Below are 18,500 nucleotides of genomic sequence, written 5' to 3' on the forward strand. Positions count from 1 at the left end.
GCGGGCGTCGGGGCGCCCGGTCCGGTTGGAGGGCCTACTGAAAACTGACGTTCAGGCCGAAGAGCAGGGTTCTCGACACGGGCATGTAGCCGCCGTCAAAACCCAGGGTAGTGTCCGTGTTGGACTGAATCTCCGGGTTAAGGCCGTTGTATTTGGTGATGGTGATCATGTTCTGCCCCTGGATGTATACCTGGGCATTGGACAGGCCGAGGCGGGAACCCAGGTCAGTCGGTAAGCTGTAGGTCAACTGGATGTTCCGAATGCGGAAGAAGCTTCCGTCCTCGATGAGGTAATCCGAGACCTGACTGCTGATCTGGTCGTTGGCGTCCATGATCGGTGAGGTCGCGCCGGGGTTGGCGGCTACCCACTGTTCGCGGGGCGCAGTGGGGTTGGTGGGTTGCCAAGCGTCGTACAGTGCTCGTTTCGAACGGTTGCCCTGGAAGGTATTGAAGTCGGCGAAGAAGCGGGTGTAGTTGAAGATGTCGTTGCCCTGGGAGCCGTTGCCGAAGATGTTCAACTCAAAGTTGCCGTAGCCCAGGGTCAGGTTTACGCCGTAGGTGAAGTCGGGGTGGGGGTTACCGATGATGGTACGGTCGGCGTCGGAGATCACCCCATCCTCATTGACGTCCACGAAACGGAACTTACCGGGGGCGTTGTAGCTGCCGTAGGCAGGGTGAGCATCGGCCTCGGCCTGGCTCTGGAAAATTCCGTCGGTCTTAAAACCGAAGAAGGAGGAGATGGGCTGACCGGCCTGGGTAACCGTCATGGACGGCACGCGGGAGCCGAAGCCGAAAATGCGGGCATCGGGATCGTTGAGGGCCACCACTTCGTTGCGGTAGGTAGAGAAGTTACCGCCGATGCTGTAGTAGAAACTGCCCGTGCCGCCGTTCCAATTAAGTCCGAGGTCCACACCCTTGTTGGATACCTCTCCGACGTTGAAGGCGGGGGGGGAGGCATCGCCGGCGCTGAAGGTGATGGGTACCTGCAACAGTACGTCGGTCGTGGTCCGGTTCCAGAGGTCGAGCTCCACGTCCAGCCGATTGTTGAACATGGCCGCGTCGAAGCCCAGGTTATTGGAGGTAGTTGTTTCCCACTGCGCCAGGGGGTTACCGAAGCTGGCCGCGTCGAAGCCGATGACGGGCGAGCCGGTGCTTCCGTCGATGGGGTAACCGGCGTTGAAGATATTAGAGCGGTAAGTCGTGAAGCTGTTGTAATCGCCGATCTCCTGGTTGCCCGTCTGTCCCCAGCCGTACCGCAGTTTCAGGTCGCTGAATACGCCGGAGAGTCCCGCGAAGAAGGGTTCATCGGATACCCGCCAGCCCAGGCTGACGGAGGGGAAGAAGGCGGCGTTATCGGCGGTCAGGAAGCGCGACGACTGATCGTAACGTCCGATCACCTGTACGAGGTAACGATCGCGGAAGGCGTAGTTGGCCTGGGCGAAGACCCCGAAAAGAGAGAAGTCCTTGAAGGTGCCGCCGCTGTTGCTGGCGGTGGTCAGGTCACCGAGGTTAAGATAGGAGATGATCGAATTGTCCTCGGAGGGGAAGCGTTGGCGACTGGCGTTGGAGAACTCTCCGAAGCCACTGATGGCTTCCACGCCGGCCAGGCCGGAGATCTGGTGGTCGGAGGAGAGTTCCCGGGCGTAGCTGACGGTGTTGGTCCACACCCATTCGTACTCGTACGATTCACCGATGCCGAGGCTGTTGATGAAGTTACCCTCCACGTACTCGGGCTGGGGGCGGCCGATGTTGCGGTTGCGGTTGGTGTTGGCGTCCAGGCCAAAGCTGGTCTTAAACGTCAGGTCGTCGATGATGTCGAGTTCGGCGTAGACGTTGCCGAAGGCACGCAGATTGTAGCTGCGATCGTCCTGATCCCGGGCCAGTACGGCGTAGGGGTTGAAGTTGTTGCCCAGGTTGGCCCCGCGGCTTCCGGCGAAGTTTCCGGCGATGTCGTAGACGGGCAGCAGCGGGTGGTGCTTGTAGGAGCCGGATACGGCGTTTTGCTCGCTGTTATTGCTGAATCCCCCCTTACGGTTGCCGAAGGACATGGTGAAGTTTTCCCCGATCCGCAGTCGGTCGCCGATGGCCGAAAACTGCGTATTGGCCCGTAGCGACATCCGTTCGTACGAAACGAAACGCGTAATGGCTTCCTGGTCGAAGTAGTTCAGGCTGAAGGCGTAGCGCGCGAATTCCGTAGCTCCGGTTGCCGAGACCTGGTGGTTCTGAATGGGGGCGTTGGAGCGGGTCACCTCGTCCCACCAGTCGGTATCCGCCGAACGGGTGATGGCGTTGATGTTTTCGGGCGTGAGGGAGTACTCGGCTTCGTTGGCGGTCTCGGCGCCGCTGGGGAAGACGTAGTTTGGAATACTTACCTCCCCGTTCGGTCCGAAGTCGTACTGGCCGTGGGAGGGATCCTTGCCGGCGTACAGATCGGCCAGGTACAGGTACCGCCCCAGTTCCTCGGCGTTCAGTACGTCTACGTCCTGGGCCGCGTTCTGCAGGCCGTAGTAGGTGTTGTAGGATATGGTGGGCTTACCCAGCTTGCCCTTCTTGGTGGTAATGATGACCACTCCGTTGGCGGCCCGCGATCCGTAAATGGAGGCGGCCGAAGCGTCCTTGAGCACCTGTAGAGATTCGATGTCGTTCGGATTCAGGTTATTCTGGTTGCGGGTAGGTACCCCGTCGATCACGTACAGCGGGCTGTTATTGCCTACCGTACCGTAGCCCCGGATGCGAATGGTCGCCTCTCCCCCCGGCGTCGCGTCGTTGACCACGGTGATGCCGGAGGCACGCCCCTGCAACTGCTGGGCGAAGGTGGTGGCCGGAACGGCCAGCAGTTCCTCGGAATCCACGGTAGCCACGGCGCCGGTAATATCCCGTTTACTCTGGGCTGTGTAGCCCGTTACGACGACCTCCTCCAGCAGTTCGCCCGATGTCATGGTTACGTCTACAACCGAGGCGTCGCCGACCAGCACCTCCTGGGTTTGGTAGCCGGTGTAACTGATGACCAGGACACTCGAGGGTTCCGCGTCGATAGAATACGCCCCGTCCAGGTCGGTCACGACGCCGGAAGTGGTGCCCTTGATCAAAATGGAGGCGCCGATGAGCGGATCGCCGGTATCCGCATCCACTACCGTGCCGGTGATCTGGGCGGAAAGCAGATTAGCAAACAAGGTGCAAGCCACCACCATCAGGTAGGCGGCCGCCCCGCGGGGGAGTAAAATTCGCATGATCAAGTTGACTTAGTTGATTAGTGTTCTAAAGGAGACTTATGGGTGTCTGCCGACTAAAGTAGCAATCGAATGACTAAAGAAAAAATTTAATTTGAACGTATGGTGACACTGCGAATAAAGTAGTGAGCTAATAGCGTTCATTCCTAACCTTATATAGGGAGCGGGCCCGCAGCACGATCGTGGTGCGGGCCCGCTCGGTGGTGGAGCTTCCGTCAAATTGCTGTGCGTTGGAAGAATACCGCTTACCGGAACGCCACGGCTCCCGCGTCCCCGCCCTTACCCTTCGAAGCTTTATCCTTCTTGAATTTGCGGTGAAACGGCAATTTGAGTCCCACGAACACGTCGGCGGCCTGCGCACCGTCGCTGAGGAAGGAGCTGACGATGGAACCGGACCCGACTGTCAGGAAGCCGAACCGCATACCCAGCCCGAGAGTGTTGTCCTGTCCGGCGCGCATGGAGTACGGCAGATAGAGGCTGGCGACCCGGCCCTCCAGCCGCGGCGCGAAAGTGACGGTCGGCGTCAGATTAGTGGAAAGTCGTTCCGTGGGCCCGGCGGGGGAGGTATACAGTCCGCTTACGTACAGCTTTTCGGTGACGCGGTAATCCACGAGAAGATTGAGCGTAGTGGGCAGGCCGATAGCAACCATAGCTTCCCGGTAGGTGCCGCCGAAGTTGTCGTCCAGTACGGCCTCGACGTCACCCCGCTCGGCCTGTTCCAGGGGAATCGTGCCGTTGACGCGATAGTCAGCCATGTAGGCGTCGTCATAGGAGATCTTGCCGAGGTCCATGAGGGAGGCCGCCACCTTCAGGCGGTAGGGGCGGTGGGGGTACCCGGGCTGACCGTCCTCTCCGACTTTTCCAGCTGTAGGGCGCCACTCGTAGATGACTCCCAGGTCGAGGCCGAAGCCGCCGGCCCGGTTGTCGAAGGTGAGATCGTCGACGTAGAACTGCTGGCTGCGGCCGAAGGTGACGTCGCCGGAAATATCCAGCTCCTCGCGGTTGGCGTCGTACGCTCCGGTGAGGGCGTCGCCGTAGGTGAATACCGCCCCCAGTCCCTGTAAATACTTAAAGGTGGCGCCCGCCTTCACGACGTGCTTTTCCTGCCGCACGATCTCGGTGGCGATGGCAAGACCGACCTCCCCCCAGGCGTGGAGGGTAGTGTGGTGATCGCGCTGATCGAAGGAGAAATCGTTGAAGTCGCCCAGATTGCCCTGGATGCCCTCCATAAGCTGGCCACTGAAGTTGCGGCCGCTGTACATCGTGCGGGCGCGGGTAAGCAGACCGACGCCGGTGTGCTTGCCGAAGCTGATGAGCAGTGACGGACCGAGTACGTCGACAGCCCCGTTAAGCGAGCGATCGCTTCCGGGATTGCGCTGGAGTACGAGGGATTCAAACTCATCGTCCAGCTTCGCGCCGAGCTCCTTGGTTCGGAAGGTGAGGTAATCGTTGTTCACGGTTGCGGCAACGCTGCCGAGGTGAATTTCGGAGGCGGTGCGGGAGCCGGCAATACTAGCCGGATTAAGCAGTAGCCCGTGCACGCCGGCGTAATTGTCCGCCGTGAGGCCGGGAAAAGTTTGCGCGGTCATCGCGGCGGAGGCAAGTACGAGGCTCAGCCAGAGAAGGGGGAAGGGGGTTCGCATGTGTTGGAATTTGAATGTTCACGGCATTCATACCCCGCGGCGATTATGAGTAACCTATACTCAGCAAATTGTCGGTGACGATTTTCGGACCGGCCCCAGTTGTTAAAATGTCTGTACATTAGGTTACCATAGCTAAACCCCGGTATCAACAGGTGACTGCATTAAACGACGCGCAAATATTGGAGGCCATTCGATGCGGAGATCCCGCCGCGCTTCGATCGGTGTACGGCACATATCGTGAATCCTGTCTCCGTTTTTTGCTCGGGCGGGTCATCGACCGTGATCGTCCCAACCGGAGCGAACTGGCCGTTGAACTCTTTACGGAGGCCATGATCGTACTGGTGAGGAACGTCCGCTCGGGGCGCCTGACCGAACTGTCGGCCCGCCTCGATACCTACCTAAACGCCGTAGGGCGTAACCTATACTTGAAACTTAAACGACGCGACCGAGAGCAATACCGCGAAGCCAAAGAACTGCCTGCCCCGCTGGTCACTCCGGAGTACGAGGTGGACGGCGACGTAGTCCGCAAGTTGCTCTACGCCCGCATGCGACAGCTGGGCACTCGGTGCCGGCAGCTCTTGTCCCATTTCTACTTCCTGGAACTGGACTGGGAAACCATCGCCAATATCCTGGGATATAAGAACGCGGCCTCGGCGAAGAACAATAAAGCCAAGTGCATGGTGCGGCTGCGTGCCCTGTACGGAATTTCCAAATAAATGCACCAACCATGACCCCACCGGATAGGCTGACACCGGAACTACTGGCCCAGATCGAGGCCTACTACGACGGGGAGCTACCAACGGAAGCCGCCGACCGGCTCCGCGAACGTCTTGGGCAGGACGAAACGCTCGCCCGACAGGTGGCGGAGTGGGAAGCCGTCTACCGCTACGGACTTCGCGACCAGGCTAGTCAGGAGGATGAAGATCTGCGGAACACCTTCCGTAGCTTCGAGGCCGAGATGGCAACCGCCGCTCCCCCGGCCGTGGTCCGTAAGCTGCCCGTTCGTCGGTGGTTGGCCGTGGCAGCAGCGGTACTCTTGTTGCTGGCGGCCGGTTGGTGGATTCTCCCGCGTCCCGACCCGGCGGCACGCCTGGCCGAGGAGAATTTTACTTGGCTCATCCGGGATGATGCCCGACTCGGTCCGCAACGAGATGAAGATCCTACCGGCGTCATAGCTTACGACAACAGTCGCTACGCCGAAGCCTACCCGAAAATAATCGCGGCCGTAGCCAACGGTACGCTGGACAGCCTTAACCTCCTCTACGCCGGCGTTGCCGCCTTCGGAGCCGGCGAACCGGAGCGGGCACGCGAACTGCTGCGCGAGTTGCTCGACTCCGGCAATTACGGCTCTTTCGACGAGGCTGCCGTGCGCTACTACCTCGCACTGGCCGAACTGAAGCTCGGAAACGTGGCCGCCGCACGGGAGCAACTGACCGTCGCGGCCCCCGCTGACCCGGATTTCGTCCTGCGCCGGGAATCCCTGCTGCGCCGGGTAAAGGAGCTGGAATAAGGGTAAAACCGGAAGCAACCGGGTGAATACGCCGTGTAACACCTATATTAAGGCTGATTCACTCACCCACACACTGTTACATGCGATCCTTTTCTCTACTGGCAGCTCTCTGCTTCTTTCTCCTCGCCGCGTCCGCCTGCACCGATAACGAAGTCTCCACCGGGCCGGAAGCCGAGCCCGACCGGCAGGCCCTGGAACAAACCATGCGGGAGGCCAACGACCAAATTTTCGGGATGTGGACCGAAACCGAAATGAATGAACTGGACGCTCTCCTGGCTCCGAACTTCCAGCGCTATTCAAACGGGGAGTTGGTCGGCGGTGTAAGCGAAATGAAATCACTCATGGAGTACTTCCGGGTAGCCTTTCCGGACGTGGCCTACGATCACGAAATTCAGGTCATCGACGATCACCGGGTATTCACGTCGTGGTCGGCGCGAGGCACCCACGAAGGCAACTTCGGCGACGTCCCCCCAACGGGCAAATCCATCGAAACCCACGGAATGACCGTACTGACCTTCGATGACGATGGAAAGATCGTCGAGGACCGCAGTTACTTTAACGAAGCGGCTATTCTGAACGACCTCGGGTACACCATTACGCCACCCTCCACCGAATCTAAGTGATCACCGTCGCCGGGCCGCCCGCCGTTCCTCCCGCCACTTAGCCCGCAACTCGAGGAATTCCTGCAACCGACCGCGGTCTTTGAAGTAGCGGCGCCGGCCGAGGCGAAATTTCATTTTTGGTTTCCCCTCCTTGCCGGCGACCGATAGCAAATAGACCTTCCATCCCGAGCGGGCGTATCCGGTGGGTTCGGGAGCTTCGTCCATGGTGCCGCGACCGATGTTGCGCAGGGGCAGGGAGATCAGCAGATCGGGACCGGTAGCGAGATCGTACTCACCCTCCACGAAAACCTGAAAACCGGTCGACTGTACTTCCATCCGGGGGATAACGGCCCGGCCACTGTCTAATCGAATTTCTCCGCGCAGGGGGGCGAAACGCAGATGGCGAAACCGCTTCTCCATGAAGGCCTTACGCCCGATGTTCGTCAGCAGGGGCCATTCGACCAGCTCCATATCGGTCAGTGCATAGTTGATGGTGCCCCGGGTACGATCGTACACGATTTGCTGGGTTCCTTCGTCGAGTTGCCCGTCGAGAAAGCCACTCATCGACAGGCGGCCGCGGAGCTTGCCCGCTCCGTCAGGGAGCCGGAAATCCAGCTCGCCGAGCCGGTCCACGAGTTGTTCCAGGGACAGGGAGTCGCTGTGCCATTCCAGCGTGAAGGGTGACCGTTGCCGGTCGTCCAGGGCATAAGTAGCGGCAAACTGCACCCGCCCCTCGCCGAGGGTGAAGCCGGAGTTTTCGAGAATCAGTTGGGTGGAATCCCGCAGCCGGAGACCCGAATACAGATCCAGGATGGGTTCCTGGCGGCCGGTCCAGAAGGTGTCGATGGCCAGGCTCAGATTGGGGCGGAAGGTGTTAAACACGCCCCCCGTGGCCGATACCCACGACTGCAGATCGAAATCGGAGGTGTCGACCTTTTCGGGGCGGACGAACTGATTGAGGTCCGACCAGTGCAGGCTGGCGGCCCGGGCGTCGGTGCGTACGCTGAATCCCCGGCCCGACTCGGGAAAGAGGAAGCCCGTGAGCCGGTCCAGCTCTCCGCTCATTTCCACGGAGCGTTGGATGGAGTCGGAGAACAATTCCAGGTGGTAGCGGGCGCGCTCGTCCTCGACATCGACGGCAAACCGTCGGATCGGCACGTAGATCTGGCCGGGCCGGTACTCTACCCGGCTGCTGTCGATGCGCAGCTGCATACGGCCGGTCCGGATCAGCTCTTCCATATTTGCCGGCGTTCCCTGCAGGTCGAGGTCGATGGTGAAGTTGCCGGTACCGAAGAAGAAATCTTCCGCCCGAAACAGCGTGTTGACGATCAGGGGGTCTCCCCGTAGGCGGGTGTGGCTTTCGATGCCGAGGGGCCCGGGCTGGTATGTCAGCTCACCGGAAAACAGGCGGTCGCGGCCGTCATCGAAGGCGAGGCTTCCGGAATTATGATCCGGGGAAATGCCGACGGTATCCTCAATGATCCCCCGGTGGGCGAAACGGATGGACAGATCGTCGGGCAGGGTATCCAGTTCGGCGGGCAACTGAGGACCGAAGTAATCCAGCGTAGGCCGGAGACGGTTCAAATTGAGGTGATCGGCCTGCATGAGCAGGTCGAAGGGGGTGCGGCCCGCTTGGCCGAGATCGAGCCGCGCCCCGAAGGCGAGTTGACTGCCGGCCCAGTCGAAGGAGGTACGGTCGAGGATGAGGGTGTCCGCGGCGAAGTAGAGGCCCGTACGCAGGTCGTGGAGCGTGAAGACGTCGTAGTAGGCCACCGTGTCGATTCGGGCGTCCACGCGGGGGCGGAAGGTGTTTTGCAGACCGAGCAGCGCGGTTTTCATCGATTGCACCTCCCGTTCCTCCCGGCTTACGGTGTCGGTCGGAAAGACCCCGTCCTGGCCGAAGAACGACCGGAAATCCTCCCAGGCGATCCGGGGAGCCAGCAGCGTGACGTCGGTGTGAATCTGTTCTCCCGGGCGGTCGAAGAGCAGGGGGGTGAGGTTGTCGATGTTGCCCATAAGTTCGAAGGACACCCCGGTCGGTAGGGGACCGCTGTGCAGGTGAAATCCGATGTCTTGCCCGCTTTTTCCCACCTGGATGAAGGCGAACGGAAAGCGAACGTCGGCCGGTTCGTACACCACGTCGATGTCACTGAACCGCAGGATACCGTTGCTGGCCGTCAGAAGGTCCTGCATGGAGGCCAGCAGGGAGACGTCCGCTTCCGTCGTGAAGGCGAAGCGTCCGCGATCGAAGAAAAAGTCGCGATTCTTCAGGCGCTGACTCACCGCGGAAGCGGGGCCGGACACGCGCACCGGCGCCAGCAGTCGGGTGTCCGTATCGCTGGACATGACGGTCGCACGGGGCATGGTGATGTGTAGTCGCCCCTGGTAGGCACTTACGCTGTCGAGATCGAAGCGCAAATTTTTGCGGCTGCCGGGTATACCGCCGGCGGCTTCGTCCAGGCGGTTGACGAAATGGCCCGTGGCCTTGGCATCCCGAAAGGCGTAACCCTTGAGCTGAACGTCCTGCCCCGTAAGGCGAAAGTCGATGTTTACCTCCGGGTTCTCACCCCGCTGGAAAGTGCTGTTGATCTCGGCGCGTACCGGGAACCGGCCCCGGATGGTATACTCGCTCAGCTTCTCCTGCAGTTCGCGGGGGAGCAGCGCCCGGGAGGCGAGGTAGTCGGTAGAATCGTTGCGCAGCCGGATTTGATTGGGCTCCCCCTTGGTGGCCGCGATGTGAGCGGCAGCCTCGTAGAACTGATCGCCGATGCGCAGACGGGTAGGGGCTACGTTCCACCCTTCGCGGTCGACGCGCACGTCGAGTTCGCCACTGACCCGACTATCGGTCAGGTAGGCGCCCTTATCGGTGTTGAAGGCCAGCCCGGCCACGTGCAGATCGACTTCGGTACAGAGGTCTACGCCGCCGCGGGGGGCTCGCCGACCGGTACCGCGCACGGAATTCAGGTGGGCCTCCAGGTGTTTACGGCGGGGCGCGTGGAGGTAGACCACGTCGATGTCCGTCAGCTGCATGGTGAGTCCGTCCCACTTGACGTGAAATTTGGGCGGGGACGCGGGAGCCGTAGTATCACGGTCGAAGAGCAGACCGGTATTGGTGTACCCCGCTGAGTCGGTCGCCAGATGAATACGACCGTGGCTCAGGTCGAGATTACGCAGTTCGATGGAATCGTGCAGTAACTCGGCAACCGAAAACTCGGTGCGGAAGCGCTGCAGGGTGAGGAGGGGGGGGACGTCCGCCGGGCGCAGGGTGTCCCGTAGCACCAGGCTGTCTACGGCTACGGTAACCCGGGGGAAGGAGTCCCATAGGCGTACGTCGACCCGGCGGAAAGCTACCTCCAGTCCGGCGGTGGGGAGCCATTCGTGGAGCAGTTTTTCCTCGTGGGTGTTGAGGTAGCGGTCGAGGGCAAAGATCGCACCGACCGCCGCGAGCAGGAGAAGGGTGACAAGCGCGGCGGTCCAGAGAAGGATCTTTTTCAGCATGGGGTAGAGCGGGTGCCTGGATAGAACCCGAATTAGTAGAGCGGAGTTTGCCGCGGAACCGGGAGCAAACGCACTGGTAGTCAGGGGGTCCGACTGGTCGGGAGGTCCAAAAATACGATCGTGTGGGTTACTTCGGGGGGTGAAGCCCGATGAACCAGCGTACGAAAGAGGAAAACGCCGCCCCGACCCGCCACTACCAAATTCCTATACGCCGTGAACGATTCCGTCCCTACCTCCACCATCCCGACCTACGACTTTTCGGAAGCCTCCGACGATTCACTCCGCCGGCGCGTCAGCGCTTCCGTCGGTAAGATCCGCGACTTTTCCACCTGCTTCACCGATCGCTCCAATTTCGGTGGCAAACACGATATCCCGGTCGTCGGTCTTTCCCCCGATCTCGGTCTCCTCCTGCGGAGCCTCACCGACGTGTAGCGACGGCTTGAGCCGTCGGGCTGTGGTGTAGCGACGGCTTGAGCCGTAGAGCTGCCGAGTACCAACGGCTTGAGCCGTCAAGCTGCTCTTCCTACGTGTAGCGACGGCTTGAGCCGTCGGGCTGAATTCGTAAAAGCAAGACGGACAGCATAACGGCTGAAGCCGTCGCTACATGTGGTCGTCATTTGCACGTAGTACAGTCAGCATAACGGCTGAAGCCGTCGCTACACGCCCCAGCCCTCCGGCAGTTTCAGTTTGCCCACCGGCGGTTTGGGGATGCGGCGACGGGCGGGATTTTCATCTACCGTTCGGTATGAAAAACAGGTCTCGCTCTTGCGTGATGGGGACTAATGCCCCTATATTGATTTAGAGCGTTTCACTATGCGCATTATTTAACGAATACCCATTGAATCGGGCGCGGCGATCCGCCGGTATTAGACGCCTGTATCATACCATCCAGGATATATCCACTTCCGTTCCCGGGGGCGGCTGGTAGGCTAATACCTAAAACCACTATTGATATGCACCACGATAAGTACGAACACATTAAATTGGAAACGAGATCCACTGCAGCGGGTCGGTCCGGATCATCCGCAACGACTTCCCCAAAAGTGGACCCGGCCGTATTTCAGGAGTTTTACTTCCCCGATGAGACGTGTTTTGCCCTGCGATCAGCACCAGGGAAGAACGTAGAGACTGCTTCAACTGGCACCACCGCCGCAACTGGTGTTGACGCTGCGAAGTCAGATAATTTTTATTACTGCCAACTTACCCCAATGGCTGTGCCACGCTATATGCGGAGAGTGCTTGAGCTCGAAAATCCAAGCAGAGTGCGTAAATACTTTTCCTCACGCGAGAATATGGTCGAATGGGACGAAGATTCACTTTCAGGTGAAATTATTTTGTTGAATAATCTGAGGAAAGACGAACCACCTACATACACCAAAGGTAGTTATGCACAACATGAACATTGTCATGGTAGGGACTCCTTGAAGGGATTTTGGGCGGATATGTGGATCACTGTATTTGCAAATGAGGAGACCAGGCCATGCGTATTACCCGTCATGGACGAAGCTGGTAATCTATTGGTTGGTGAATGGGATTGGAGGCGGGCATTGGAGGATAACCAGGACAAACCCGGGCTATACCGTAAACTCAGATACAGGTTCTTTGGCTTAAATCAATCGCCTGTGGTGATGGTAGCGGTAATAGCTCCTGACCGAACTATTCTCTGGGCACCAATTTTCGCGGTAGGTCAGAGGGGACAAATTAAGTTGGACCGCATAAAAAAAGACAGCAACTCCTTAGTCGCCTACTGGCCCACCTACCTTGACGGACCGAATATCTGGATTTGCAAGCTCCACAACTGGCCGTGGCTCCCGCGCATCTAACCCGCCACCATGCCTGCCCAGTAGCCCGGCCAGGACCAGCGTGGACCCAGTTCACCGCGCAGGCAACTGCGCTGGGCGTCGGCCAGGGCGGAGGTTGGCGTAGCGCCCGAAAACATCGAGCCGTAGAAGTGCGACAGCAGACCGGCCGTCGCCCCGGCGGGAATATTATAGACGGAGGAAACTACGTCCGGCACTCCCGCGCGGTGAAAACTGCGGCGCAAACTATAGGTGCCTTCCAAACGATTGGCGTACCCCCTGGCGGTGGAACAGGCGGCGAGAACGACCAAGCGTGCCCGCAGAATCTTTTGTCCGATGAACACTCCATTTAGGCTGTCCCGTGGACTTAGGTACAGATGGTTGCCGTGGATACTGCCGGCATCACCCCGGGCATGAACGGAGAGCTGCAGCCAGTCGTAGCGACCTGCGTCGCGCAGGAAGCTTCTGCTCGTGCAATTGTTGCCTTCGTAATGCACCCCTCCACTACCCGTACCCTCCAGGACAATTTTCGCCAGGCCGGATAAGTACCGGTCTAAATCCGGGTTGGTCCAGACACCGGCTATGGGGTCTCCGGGATGCTCGAGTGCCCGACGGAGTACCGCGCGCTGTTGCTCGCTCCGCCAACTGGCGAGGTAGCGAATGCGGTGCGACTGAATCAGGTAAGGTGGGGAAGCCGATTCGATCGGTGTAGTGTTCGTTACGACAAGTGCGGCGAAGGGGAGTTCGCTGAGTGACGAACTGGGCACGACCAACAACTCGGATCGCCGGCGCAGTGCGGGCCATGCGGGGCCCAGAAGTACCTTGAATAGGGGGGCGGCAAGGGCTGCATACTGTTCTTTTGGGCAAGCCGTAAGTTGACTGAGTACGCGATACAGGCTGTCCGACAGGGTAATTGTACGCTGCCGGGGCAGTGAAAACACCACGCTGGTATCCACATCAACGTATAGCGCATACAGGTCGGTCTTGGTTTCGGCGTACTGGATCATCGCCTGCTGGGGTGTCAGGCTTTTCCGGATCTCCGCTAATGAGGGTACGCCTGCGGAGAGCTCCACTGGGTAGACACTCGCCCGTGTTGCGCGTTCCAGCCGACGCTTCGCTTGGGTGGCATCCTGGGTGAATCGGTTGAAGCGAAGCAAGTCGGTCAGGGATAGGTTCATTGACCGGTGGAAGGTGTTTTTCAGCAGAAGAATCTCCGTTTCCACTTGGCGCAGGCTGTCCATTGTACCGTCCTTCCGGTTGTTGAGAATGGCCCGGGTGGCGTCCAGCATTTCTCTCGTGAGCAGCAGGGTCTTTCCGAATTCCATGGCGTGCAGAACGGCCTCGTGGTAGCCTTCTCCACCGGCTTTAGCGGCCTGTTCCGCGCCGGTTGTCAGGGCAGCAGTAATGATGCGGTCGCCAAGGCCAAGATTCTTGTTAAGGACCGATTCCTCCCGAAACTGTCGGTATGACCCTTCGTAGCCCCGCAGGGCTTCCTGGGCGTAATGAAAAGCCCGTTTGCCGTGGGCAGGAATATCTTCGGTAGCCGCCCATTGTTGGTACACCTCGGCCTGCGCCCGTATGAAGTGAATACAGCTACCCTGCTGCTTACAATCTAACACCGCGTCGGGGGAAGCGGGATCGATATCCGGTGGACAGCAACGCTCTTGTTCCATATTGCGGGTGATGAGATCCAGCGCCGCGGAATAGTCATTTCGCTGCAGGCTGTGCAGTTTTAGCAAATAGTGGGCTTCGCCGAGTCGTTTCCCCATGAACACGGAGTCGCTTGCCATCAGTCCGCGGTAGGCGTAAGTCGCGCTGATGGGACGATTGCGAGCATTGTGCCAGTACCCCAACAGGCGATTACGGACGTGCAGGTGACGGGCGGGAATAGAAAACTGATCAATCTCCGCTGCCAGTTCATCGACTAGTACGGGTATGGCGGGATCGTTTTCGGGGTGATTAATCAGTAGCAGGATGAAATGTTCCCGGGCAAAGTATTCCCAAGGTGTGCCCACCTCGGCCAGTATCCGACAGGCCTGACGAATGCGCTTGTCGCTGATGCTCCAGAACATACGTTGTATGCGATGTTCCTTAACGGTCCGGGCATGTTGTTTGGCCGCCCGCCCCTCGATCAATAATAGTAGACCGTACAGGCAGGAGGCTTCGTCCCGATTCCGTTCTAGTAGTTGGCGACCAAGTTGAGCGTATAGTTGCATTTCCAACCAGGTAAAATCCTCGAAGCCGTTATACGCCTGGCACAGGAGTTGCCGGGCCCGCAACACGGGAGGTGAGGAAAGGGATACCAGGGGAGCGGCAGCATTAACGTAGAAATCAATGGAATCTATGAACGCCTGCCGATCAAAATGCAACATCGCCAGGTATTGGTACAGCTCCGCCCGCAGGGCCCCGGACACGGGTTCTGGTGTAGCATCCAGACGGGCACGCAGGCTGCGGGCGTGCGCGAGGGCGTGGGGTAGTTCAAGAGCTTCGTAGGATGCCCGCAAGCTGTCGAGTTCGGTACGGAGCACTTGGTCGCGGACGGAAAGCACGTCAGAATTACCGTCTATGGGTTCGTCGGTGCTACAGGCCATTGCTAAGAGGCATAACGTGAAAAGCGAGGGCAAGAGACGGAAAAAAGGCATGGCTCAGGTGTGGTATTCCAAGTTACACCACGATCCAGTTACGTGCAAACGGGTGGATGCGTGACGGCTCAAGCCATCGCTACACGTAACGTGGTAGGGGCAGCAGAACGGCTGAAGCCGTCGCTACATGTGGCCGTCATTTGCACGTGGTACGGACAGCGTGACGGCTCAAGCCGTCGCTACACGTGATCGTCACTTGCACGTAGTAGGGGCAGCGTAACGGCTGAAGCCGTCGCTACACGTAACGTAGTACAGTCAGCGTGACGGCTCAAGCCGTCGCTACATGCCCCAGCCCTCCGGCAGTTTCAGTTTGCCCACCGGCGGCTTGGGGATACGGCGAAGCGCGGGATCTTCGCGATCTTCGGGGATAGCCACGAAGGTGCGGATCTTGTCCGTCAGCAGATCCGTGAGGATGAGCGTCGTGGAGTCGAGCGCCTCGATGCGGTAGTCCAAATAGAAATCCTGCCCGCGACGGTAACGCACCGGTACGCGCGTCTTTCCCAGAAAATAATCGACCGACAAGGTGACGATCCGCTGCGTACTGTCCAGTGCGTACCGGCCCATCAGGTAGCGGCCGTTGCGGGCGTCCTCGCCGTAATCCTGCTCGAAGGTCCCGTCGGGAGTAAACCGCAGTACGTATCCGGTACCCTCCTCCTGCCAGGGGGTGGCGCGCAGCAGGGAGTCGGACTGACCGACGAGTCCATAGGGCAGAAAGAGTACGAGAAAGATAAGGAGTACGTGCATCACCCATTAAGACGTGGACGCGCCGAAAAGGGTCACCGAAAGGGCCGGTTTTAGCTTGCTCTTAAGAACTAAGCCCGCTCCCGCGCGTTGCCGCCAAAAAAAGGGATACCATGGCGAGCGAATTATTTCCACGGCTGGCGGACTACGTGTCCGGGCTGTTAACGGCAGCGAACCTTATCGACCCCGATCGGAAGGAACGCCTGCGGCGACTCCGGCGCTTCGTTCACGAAAAATCGGACACCACGGCCGCCCTCAACTTTATTTGCACCCACAACTCCCGACGCAGTCACCTAGGGCAGATCTGGGCCTCGGTAGCGGCGCATTACTACGACTTACCGCACGTCCAGACGTTTTCCGGGGGGACGGAAGCGACCGCCTTCAACCCCCGGGCCGTAGCCGCCCTGCAGCGGGCCGGTTTCGCGATCGACGATCCGGGGGGCGACAATCCGCGCTACGTTGTCCGCTTCTCGCCCGACGCCCCACCGCTGACGTGCTGGTCCAAGGTGTTCGACGACCCGGCAAACCCCGCTAAGGATTTCGCCGCCATCATGACCTGCTCCCACGCCGACGAGAATTGTCCCTTTATTCCCGGCGCGCAATTGCGGTTGCCACTTACCTACGACGACCCTAAGGAGGCCGACGGCACCCCCCAGGAAGCGGACCGCTACGACGAGCGGGTGCGGCAGATCGGACGGGAACTGTTCTTTGCCTTCGGGGAGGATTAGCGGTGGAGCACCCGCTCACCGTGCTCGGTAGACGGAAATTTAGGTTGCGGCGGAGCGCGGGAGCCGACGATTTTACCGGAAAGCTACCTATTCCGCCGCGCCTTCCCGGAAGCGCCGCATCGCTTCCCGGATACTAATGTGTTCCCTGCCCGCGGCGGCCGGATAATCGGACGGGACGTCCATGGCGCCATTTCGAATACCCTGATATATGCCGGCGATGATCGTTCCCATGAATTCGCCCAGTTCGGCGGTGCGATCCCGGCGGTAGGCCTCGACGCTTACGGCTTCGTAATGCAGCGTGGTGCCGAATACCTCGTTGAGGCAGTCGACCAATTCGTGCTGGGTAATAGCCGGACCGGCCAGGGAGTAAATTTGACCATTGTGGCGGTCGTCGGTCAGCACCCGGGCGTAGGCATCGGCCCGCTCCCGCGTCCGCGCCATTGCGATGACGTCGCTGCTGTCTACGATCTTTTTCAGTGATCTTACGGTGGCGGCACCCAGTTGTCCACTGGCGGAAGTGACGGCGATCTTCATGGAGGGATATTTGCAATAATTCGCGGGAGAACACCGCAATATACCGGCTACCCGCCCGCCGGCCGCGGAGTAGATGAACCAGGACCCCGCGACCGGCTTGTTTCTCCATACAAACGGAAGTAAGTTTAATGCTTACACTAATAAGCGGTCATGCCAACTACCTTTTCATTCGCGCTCATCGTGCTAACTTGCCTGAGTCCCCTGCTCGCCGCCCAGCAGGACTTCGTAAAGCCGCGGATCATTAATACCACCGATCTGGGGGCCGATCCGGACGACGAGCAGTCCCTGGTGCGCCAGCTGGTGTCGTCCGATCTGTATGACATCGAGGGCCTGATCGTCGCCACCGGCTGCTGGAAGAAAGAGCAGGATAATACCGCCATGCTCGACAAACTGGTCGACGCCTACGGCAAGGCATACCCTAATCTGCGGGTCCACGCTCCGGGATTTCCCACTCCCGACCACCTAAAGTCCATCTCCGTACTGGGACAGACGGGTTACGGAATGGGGGACGTGGGCACGGGCAAGAATAGTCCGGGCTCGGACCTCATCATCGCCTCCGTTGACCGGGACGATCCCCGCCCCGTGTGGGTGATGGGCTGGGGTGGTATGAACACCGTCGCCCAGGCCATCTGGACCGTTCGCGAAACCCGCTCCCCGGCGGCGCTGGCGGCATTCCTGAGTAAACTCCGCCTGTTCGACATCCTGGGGCAGGACGATGCCGGGGCCTGGATCGCCAGCACCTTTCCCGGAGTGTTCTACATCCGTGCCACCAAGGTCTACGGTTGGCAACCCACAGACGCCTACCTCGACGAGCACATTCAGAATCACGGACCGCTGGGCGCCGTCTACCCCGACCGCGTGTGGGCCACCGAAGGCGATTCGCCGGCCTTTTTGCACGTATACCCCAACGGTCTCAACGATCCGGAGCGGATCGATCAGGGGGGCTGGGGCGGCCGGTTCAGCTTCGACAAGCAGGCGGGCATCCGCGGCATGTCGGAGGTTGCCAAGATCGACCCAGGGGCCGAGTCCGGATACGACCCCTACTACATGTACGGAAATACCCTGACCAACGAAGCCCAGGACCGCTGGAGCGACGCCATTCACGACGATTTTGCCGCCCGTATGGATTGGACCGTCACCGACGACTACACGGCCGCCAATCACCACCCGGTAGCGCTGCTGAACGGCGATACGTCCCGGCGGGTACTCACTACCCGGGCCGCGCCCGGCACCTCCCTTGCGCTGAGCGCGGCGGGCTCCCACGATCCGGACGGCGACGATCTATCTTACCGGTGGACGTACTACGCGGCACCCGGCACCTACGCCGGACCGGTTGCGGTCGGGGATAGCACGGCCGCCCGGTGTAGCATCAGCATTCCGGAAGACGCGGCGGGCAAGCAGTTGCACTTTATTCTGGAAATGCGGGATGAAGGAACTCCCGGCCTGACTGCCTACCGGCGCATGATCGTGGACGTGAGCGGCGGCGGCGGATAGGGTGAGGGGGTAGGGAAAGGTTTACTAACTTGCCCCCGACTGCGGTTCAAGGTGCCGCCGATTACTCCATCACCATACCC

The 18,500-nt window shown here is 59.9% G+C and carries 13 protein-coding genes; 7 read left to right on the forward strand and 6 right to left on the reverse strand.

Annotated features, from left to right (window positions below):
• Nucleotides 1–34: 34 nt before the first annotated feature.
• Both NMA52_RS02695 and NMA52_RS02700 read right to left on the reverse strand, forming a co-directional pair.
• A complete protein-coding gene (locus NMA52_RS02695) occupies nt 35–3,229 on the reverse strand; it encodes a TonB-dependent receptor (RefSeq protein ID WP_254826095.1) in 3,195 nt (1,064 codons plus the stop codon).
• Nucleotides 3,230–3,474: 245 nt separating this feature from the next.
• Nucleotides 3,475–4,872, reverse strand: coding sequence for a DUF5723 family protein (locus tag NMA52_RS02700; protein WP_254826096.1), 1,398 nt, complete (start codon nt 4,870–4,872; stop codon nt 3,475–3,477).
• Between the two features lie 257 nt (nt 4,873–5,129).
• Between NMA52_RS02700 and NMA52_RS02705 the strand changes: the two genes are divergently transcribed.
• From NMA52_RS02705 to NMA52_RS02715, 3 genes are all read left to right on the forward strand, one after another.
• A complete protein-coding gene (locus NMA52_RS02705; RefSeq protein ID WP_254826097.1) occupies nt 5,130–5,588 on the forward strand; it encodes an RNA polymerase sigma factor in 459 nt (152 codons plus the stop codon).
• A gap of 11 nt (nt 5,589–5,599) precedes the next feature.
• On the forward strand, nt 5,600–6,382 hold the full coding sequence (locus tag NMA52_RS02710) for a tetratricopeptide repeat protein (RefSeq protein WP_254826098.1): 783 nt from the start codon (nt 5,600–5,602) through the stop codon (nt 6,380–6,382).
• Between the two features lie 80 nt (nt 6,383–6,462).
• Nucleotides 6,463–7,005 carry an ester cyclase gene (locus NMA52_RS02715; protein WP_254826099.1) on the forward strand — a complete coding sequence of 181 codons (543 nt, stop codon included), beginning with the start codon at nt 6,463–6,465 and terminating at the stop codon, nt 7,003–7,005.
• Here NMA52_RS02715 and NMA52_RS02720 read toward each other — a convergent pair whose 3' ends face one another.
• Nucleotides 7,006–10,482 (reverse strand): AsmA-like C-terminal region-containing protein, encoded by a 3,477-nt coding sequence (locus NMA52_RS02720; RefSeq protein ID WP_254826100.1) that lies wholly within the window; start codon nt 10,480–10,482, stop codon nt 7,006–7,008.
• A 213-nt stretch (nt 10,483–10,695) separates the two neighbouring features.
• On the opposite strand from NMA52_RS02720, the gene NMA52_RS02725 reads away from it, so the two are divergent.
• Nucleotides 10,696–10,914, forward strand: coding sequence for a hypothetical protein (locus tag NMA52_RS02725; RefSeq protein ID WP_254826101.1), 219 nt, complete (start codon nt 10,696–10,698; stop codon nt 10,912–10,914).
• A 521-nt stretch (nt 10,915–11,435) separates the two neighbouring features.
• Nucleotides 11,436–12,305, forward strand: coding sequence for a hypothetical protein (locus NMA52_RS02730; RefSeq protein ID WP_254826102.1), 870 nt, complete (start codon nt 11,436–11,438; stop codon nt 12,303–12,305).
• Here the strand turns inward: NMA52_RS02730 and NMA52_RS02735 are convergent.
• Entirely contained in the window at nt 12,302–14,872 is a 2,571-nt protein-coding gene (locus NMA52_RS02735) for a CHAT domain-containing protein (protein ID WP_254826103.1), read from the reverse strand. The two genes, NMA52_RS02730 and NMA52_RS02735, sit on opposite strands and share 4 nt — an antisense overlap.
• Before the next feature lie 330 nt (nt 14,873–15,202).
• Nucleotides 15,203–15,667 (reverse strand): hypothetical protein, encoded by a 465-nt coding sequence (locus tag NMA52_RS02740; RefSeq protein WP_254826104.1) that lies wholly within the window; start codon nt 15,665–15,667, stop codon nt 15,203–15,205.
• Between the two features lie 110 nt (nt 15,668–15,777).
• On the opposite strand from NMA52_RS02740, the gene NMA52_RS02745 reads away from it, so the two are divergent.
• Nucleotides 15,778–16,392, forward strand: a complete 615-nt coding sequence (locus tag NMA52_RS02745) for a protein-tyrosine-phosphatase (protein WP_254826105.1) — start codon at nt 15,778–15,780, stop codon at nt 16,390–16,392.
• Between the two features lie 87 nt (nt 16,393–16,479).
• Here NMA52_RS02745 and NMA52_RS02750 read toward each other — a convergent pair whose 3' ends face one another.
• Entirely contained in the window at nt 16,480–16,926 is a 447-nt protein-coding gene (locus tag NMA52_RS02750) for a hypothetical protein (RefSeq protein ID WP_254826106.1), read from the reverse strand.
• 150 nt (nt 16,927–17,076) lie between these two features.
• Here NMA52_RS02750 and NMA52_RS02755 point away from each other — a divergent pair, with 150 nt between their 5' ends.
• On the forward strand, nt 17,077–18,420 hold the full coding sequence (locus NMA52_RS02755; RefSeq protein ID WP_254826107.1) for a DUF1593 domain-containing protein: 1,344 nt from the start codon (nt 17,077–17,079) through the stop codon (nt 18,418–18,420).
• Nucleotides 18,421–18,500: the final 80 nt, after the last annotated feature.

Source organism: Lewinella sp. JB7 (assembly GCF_024297185.1).
Lineage (GTDB): Bacteria > Bacteroidota > Bacteroidia > Chitinophagales > Saprospiraceae > Neolewinella.

Bases quoted from the DNA above. Each gene is read 5' to 3' on its own strand.
- NMA52_RS02750 (WP_254826106.1), bottom strand. From the start codon at position 16,926: ATGAAGATCGCCGTCACTTCCGCCAGTGGACAACTGGGTGCCGCCACC.
- NMA52_RS02720 (WP_254826100.1), bottom strand. From the start codon at position 10,482: ATGCTGAAAAAGATCCTTCTCTGGACCGCCGCGCTTGTCACCCTTCTC.
- NMA52_RS02695 (WP_254826095.1), bottom strand. From the start codon at position 3,229: ATGCGAATTTTACTCCCCCGCGGGGCGGCCGCCTACCTGATGGTGGTG.
- NMA52_RS02745 (WP_254826105.1), top strand. From the start codon at position 15,778: ATGGCGAGCGAATTATTTCCACGGCTGGCGGACTACGTGTCCGGGCTG.
- NMA52_RS02740 (WP_254826104.1), bottom strand. From the start codon at position 15,667: ATGCACGTACTCCTTATCTTTCTCGTACTCTTTCTGCCCTATGGACTC.
- NMA52_RS02735 (WP_254826103.1), bottom strand. From the start codon at position 14,872: ATGGCCTGTAGCACCGACGAACCCATAGACGGTAATTCTGACGTGCTT.
- NMA52_RS02710 (WP_254826098.1), top strand. From the start codon at position 5,600: ATGACCCCACCGGATAGGCTGACACCGGAACTACTGGCCCAGATCGAG.
- NMA52_RS02700 (WP_254826096.1), bottom strand. From the start codon at position 4,872: ATGCGAACCCCCTTCCCCCTTCTCTGGCTGAGCCTCGTACTTGCCTCC.
- NMA52_RS02755 (WP_254826107.1), top strand. From the start codon at position 17,077: ATGCCAACTACCTTTTCATTCGCGCTCATCGTGCTAACTTGCCTGAGT.
- NMA52_RS02715 (WP_254826099.1), top strand. From the start codon at position 6,463: ATGCGATCCTTTTCTCTACTGGCAGCTCTCTGCTTCTTTCTCCTCGCC.
- NMA52_RS02730 (WP_254826102.1), top strand. From the start codon at position 11,436: ATGCACCACGATAAGTACGAACACATTAAATTGGAAACGAGATCCACT.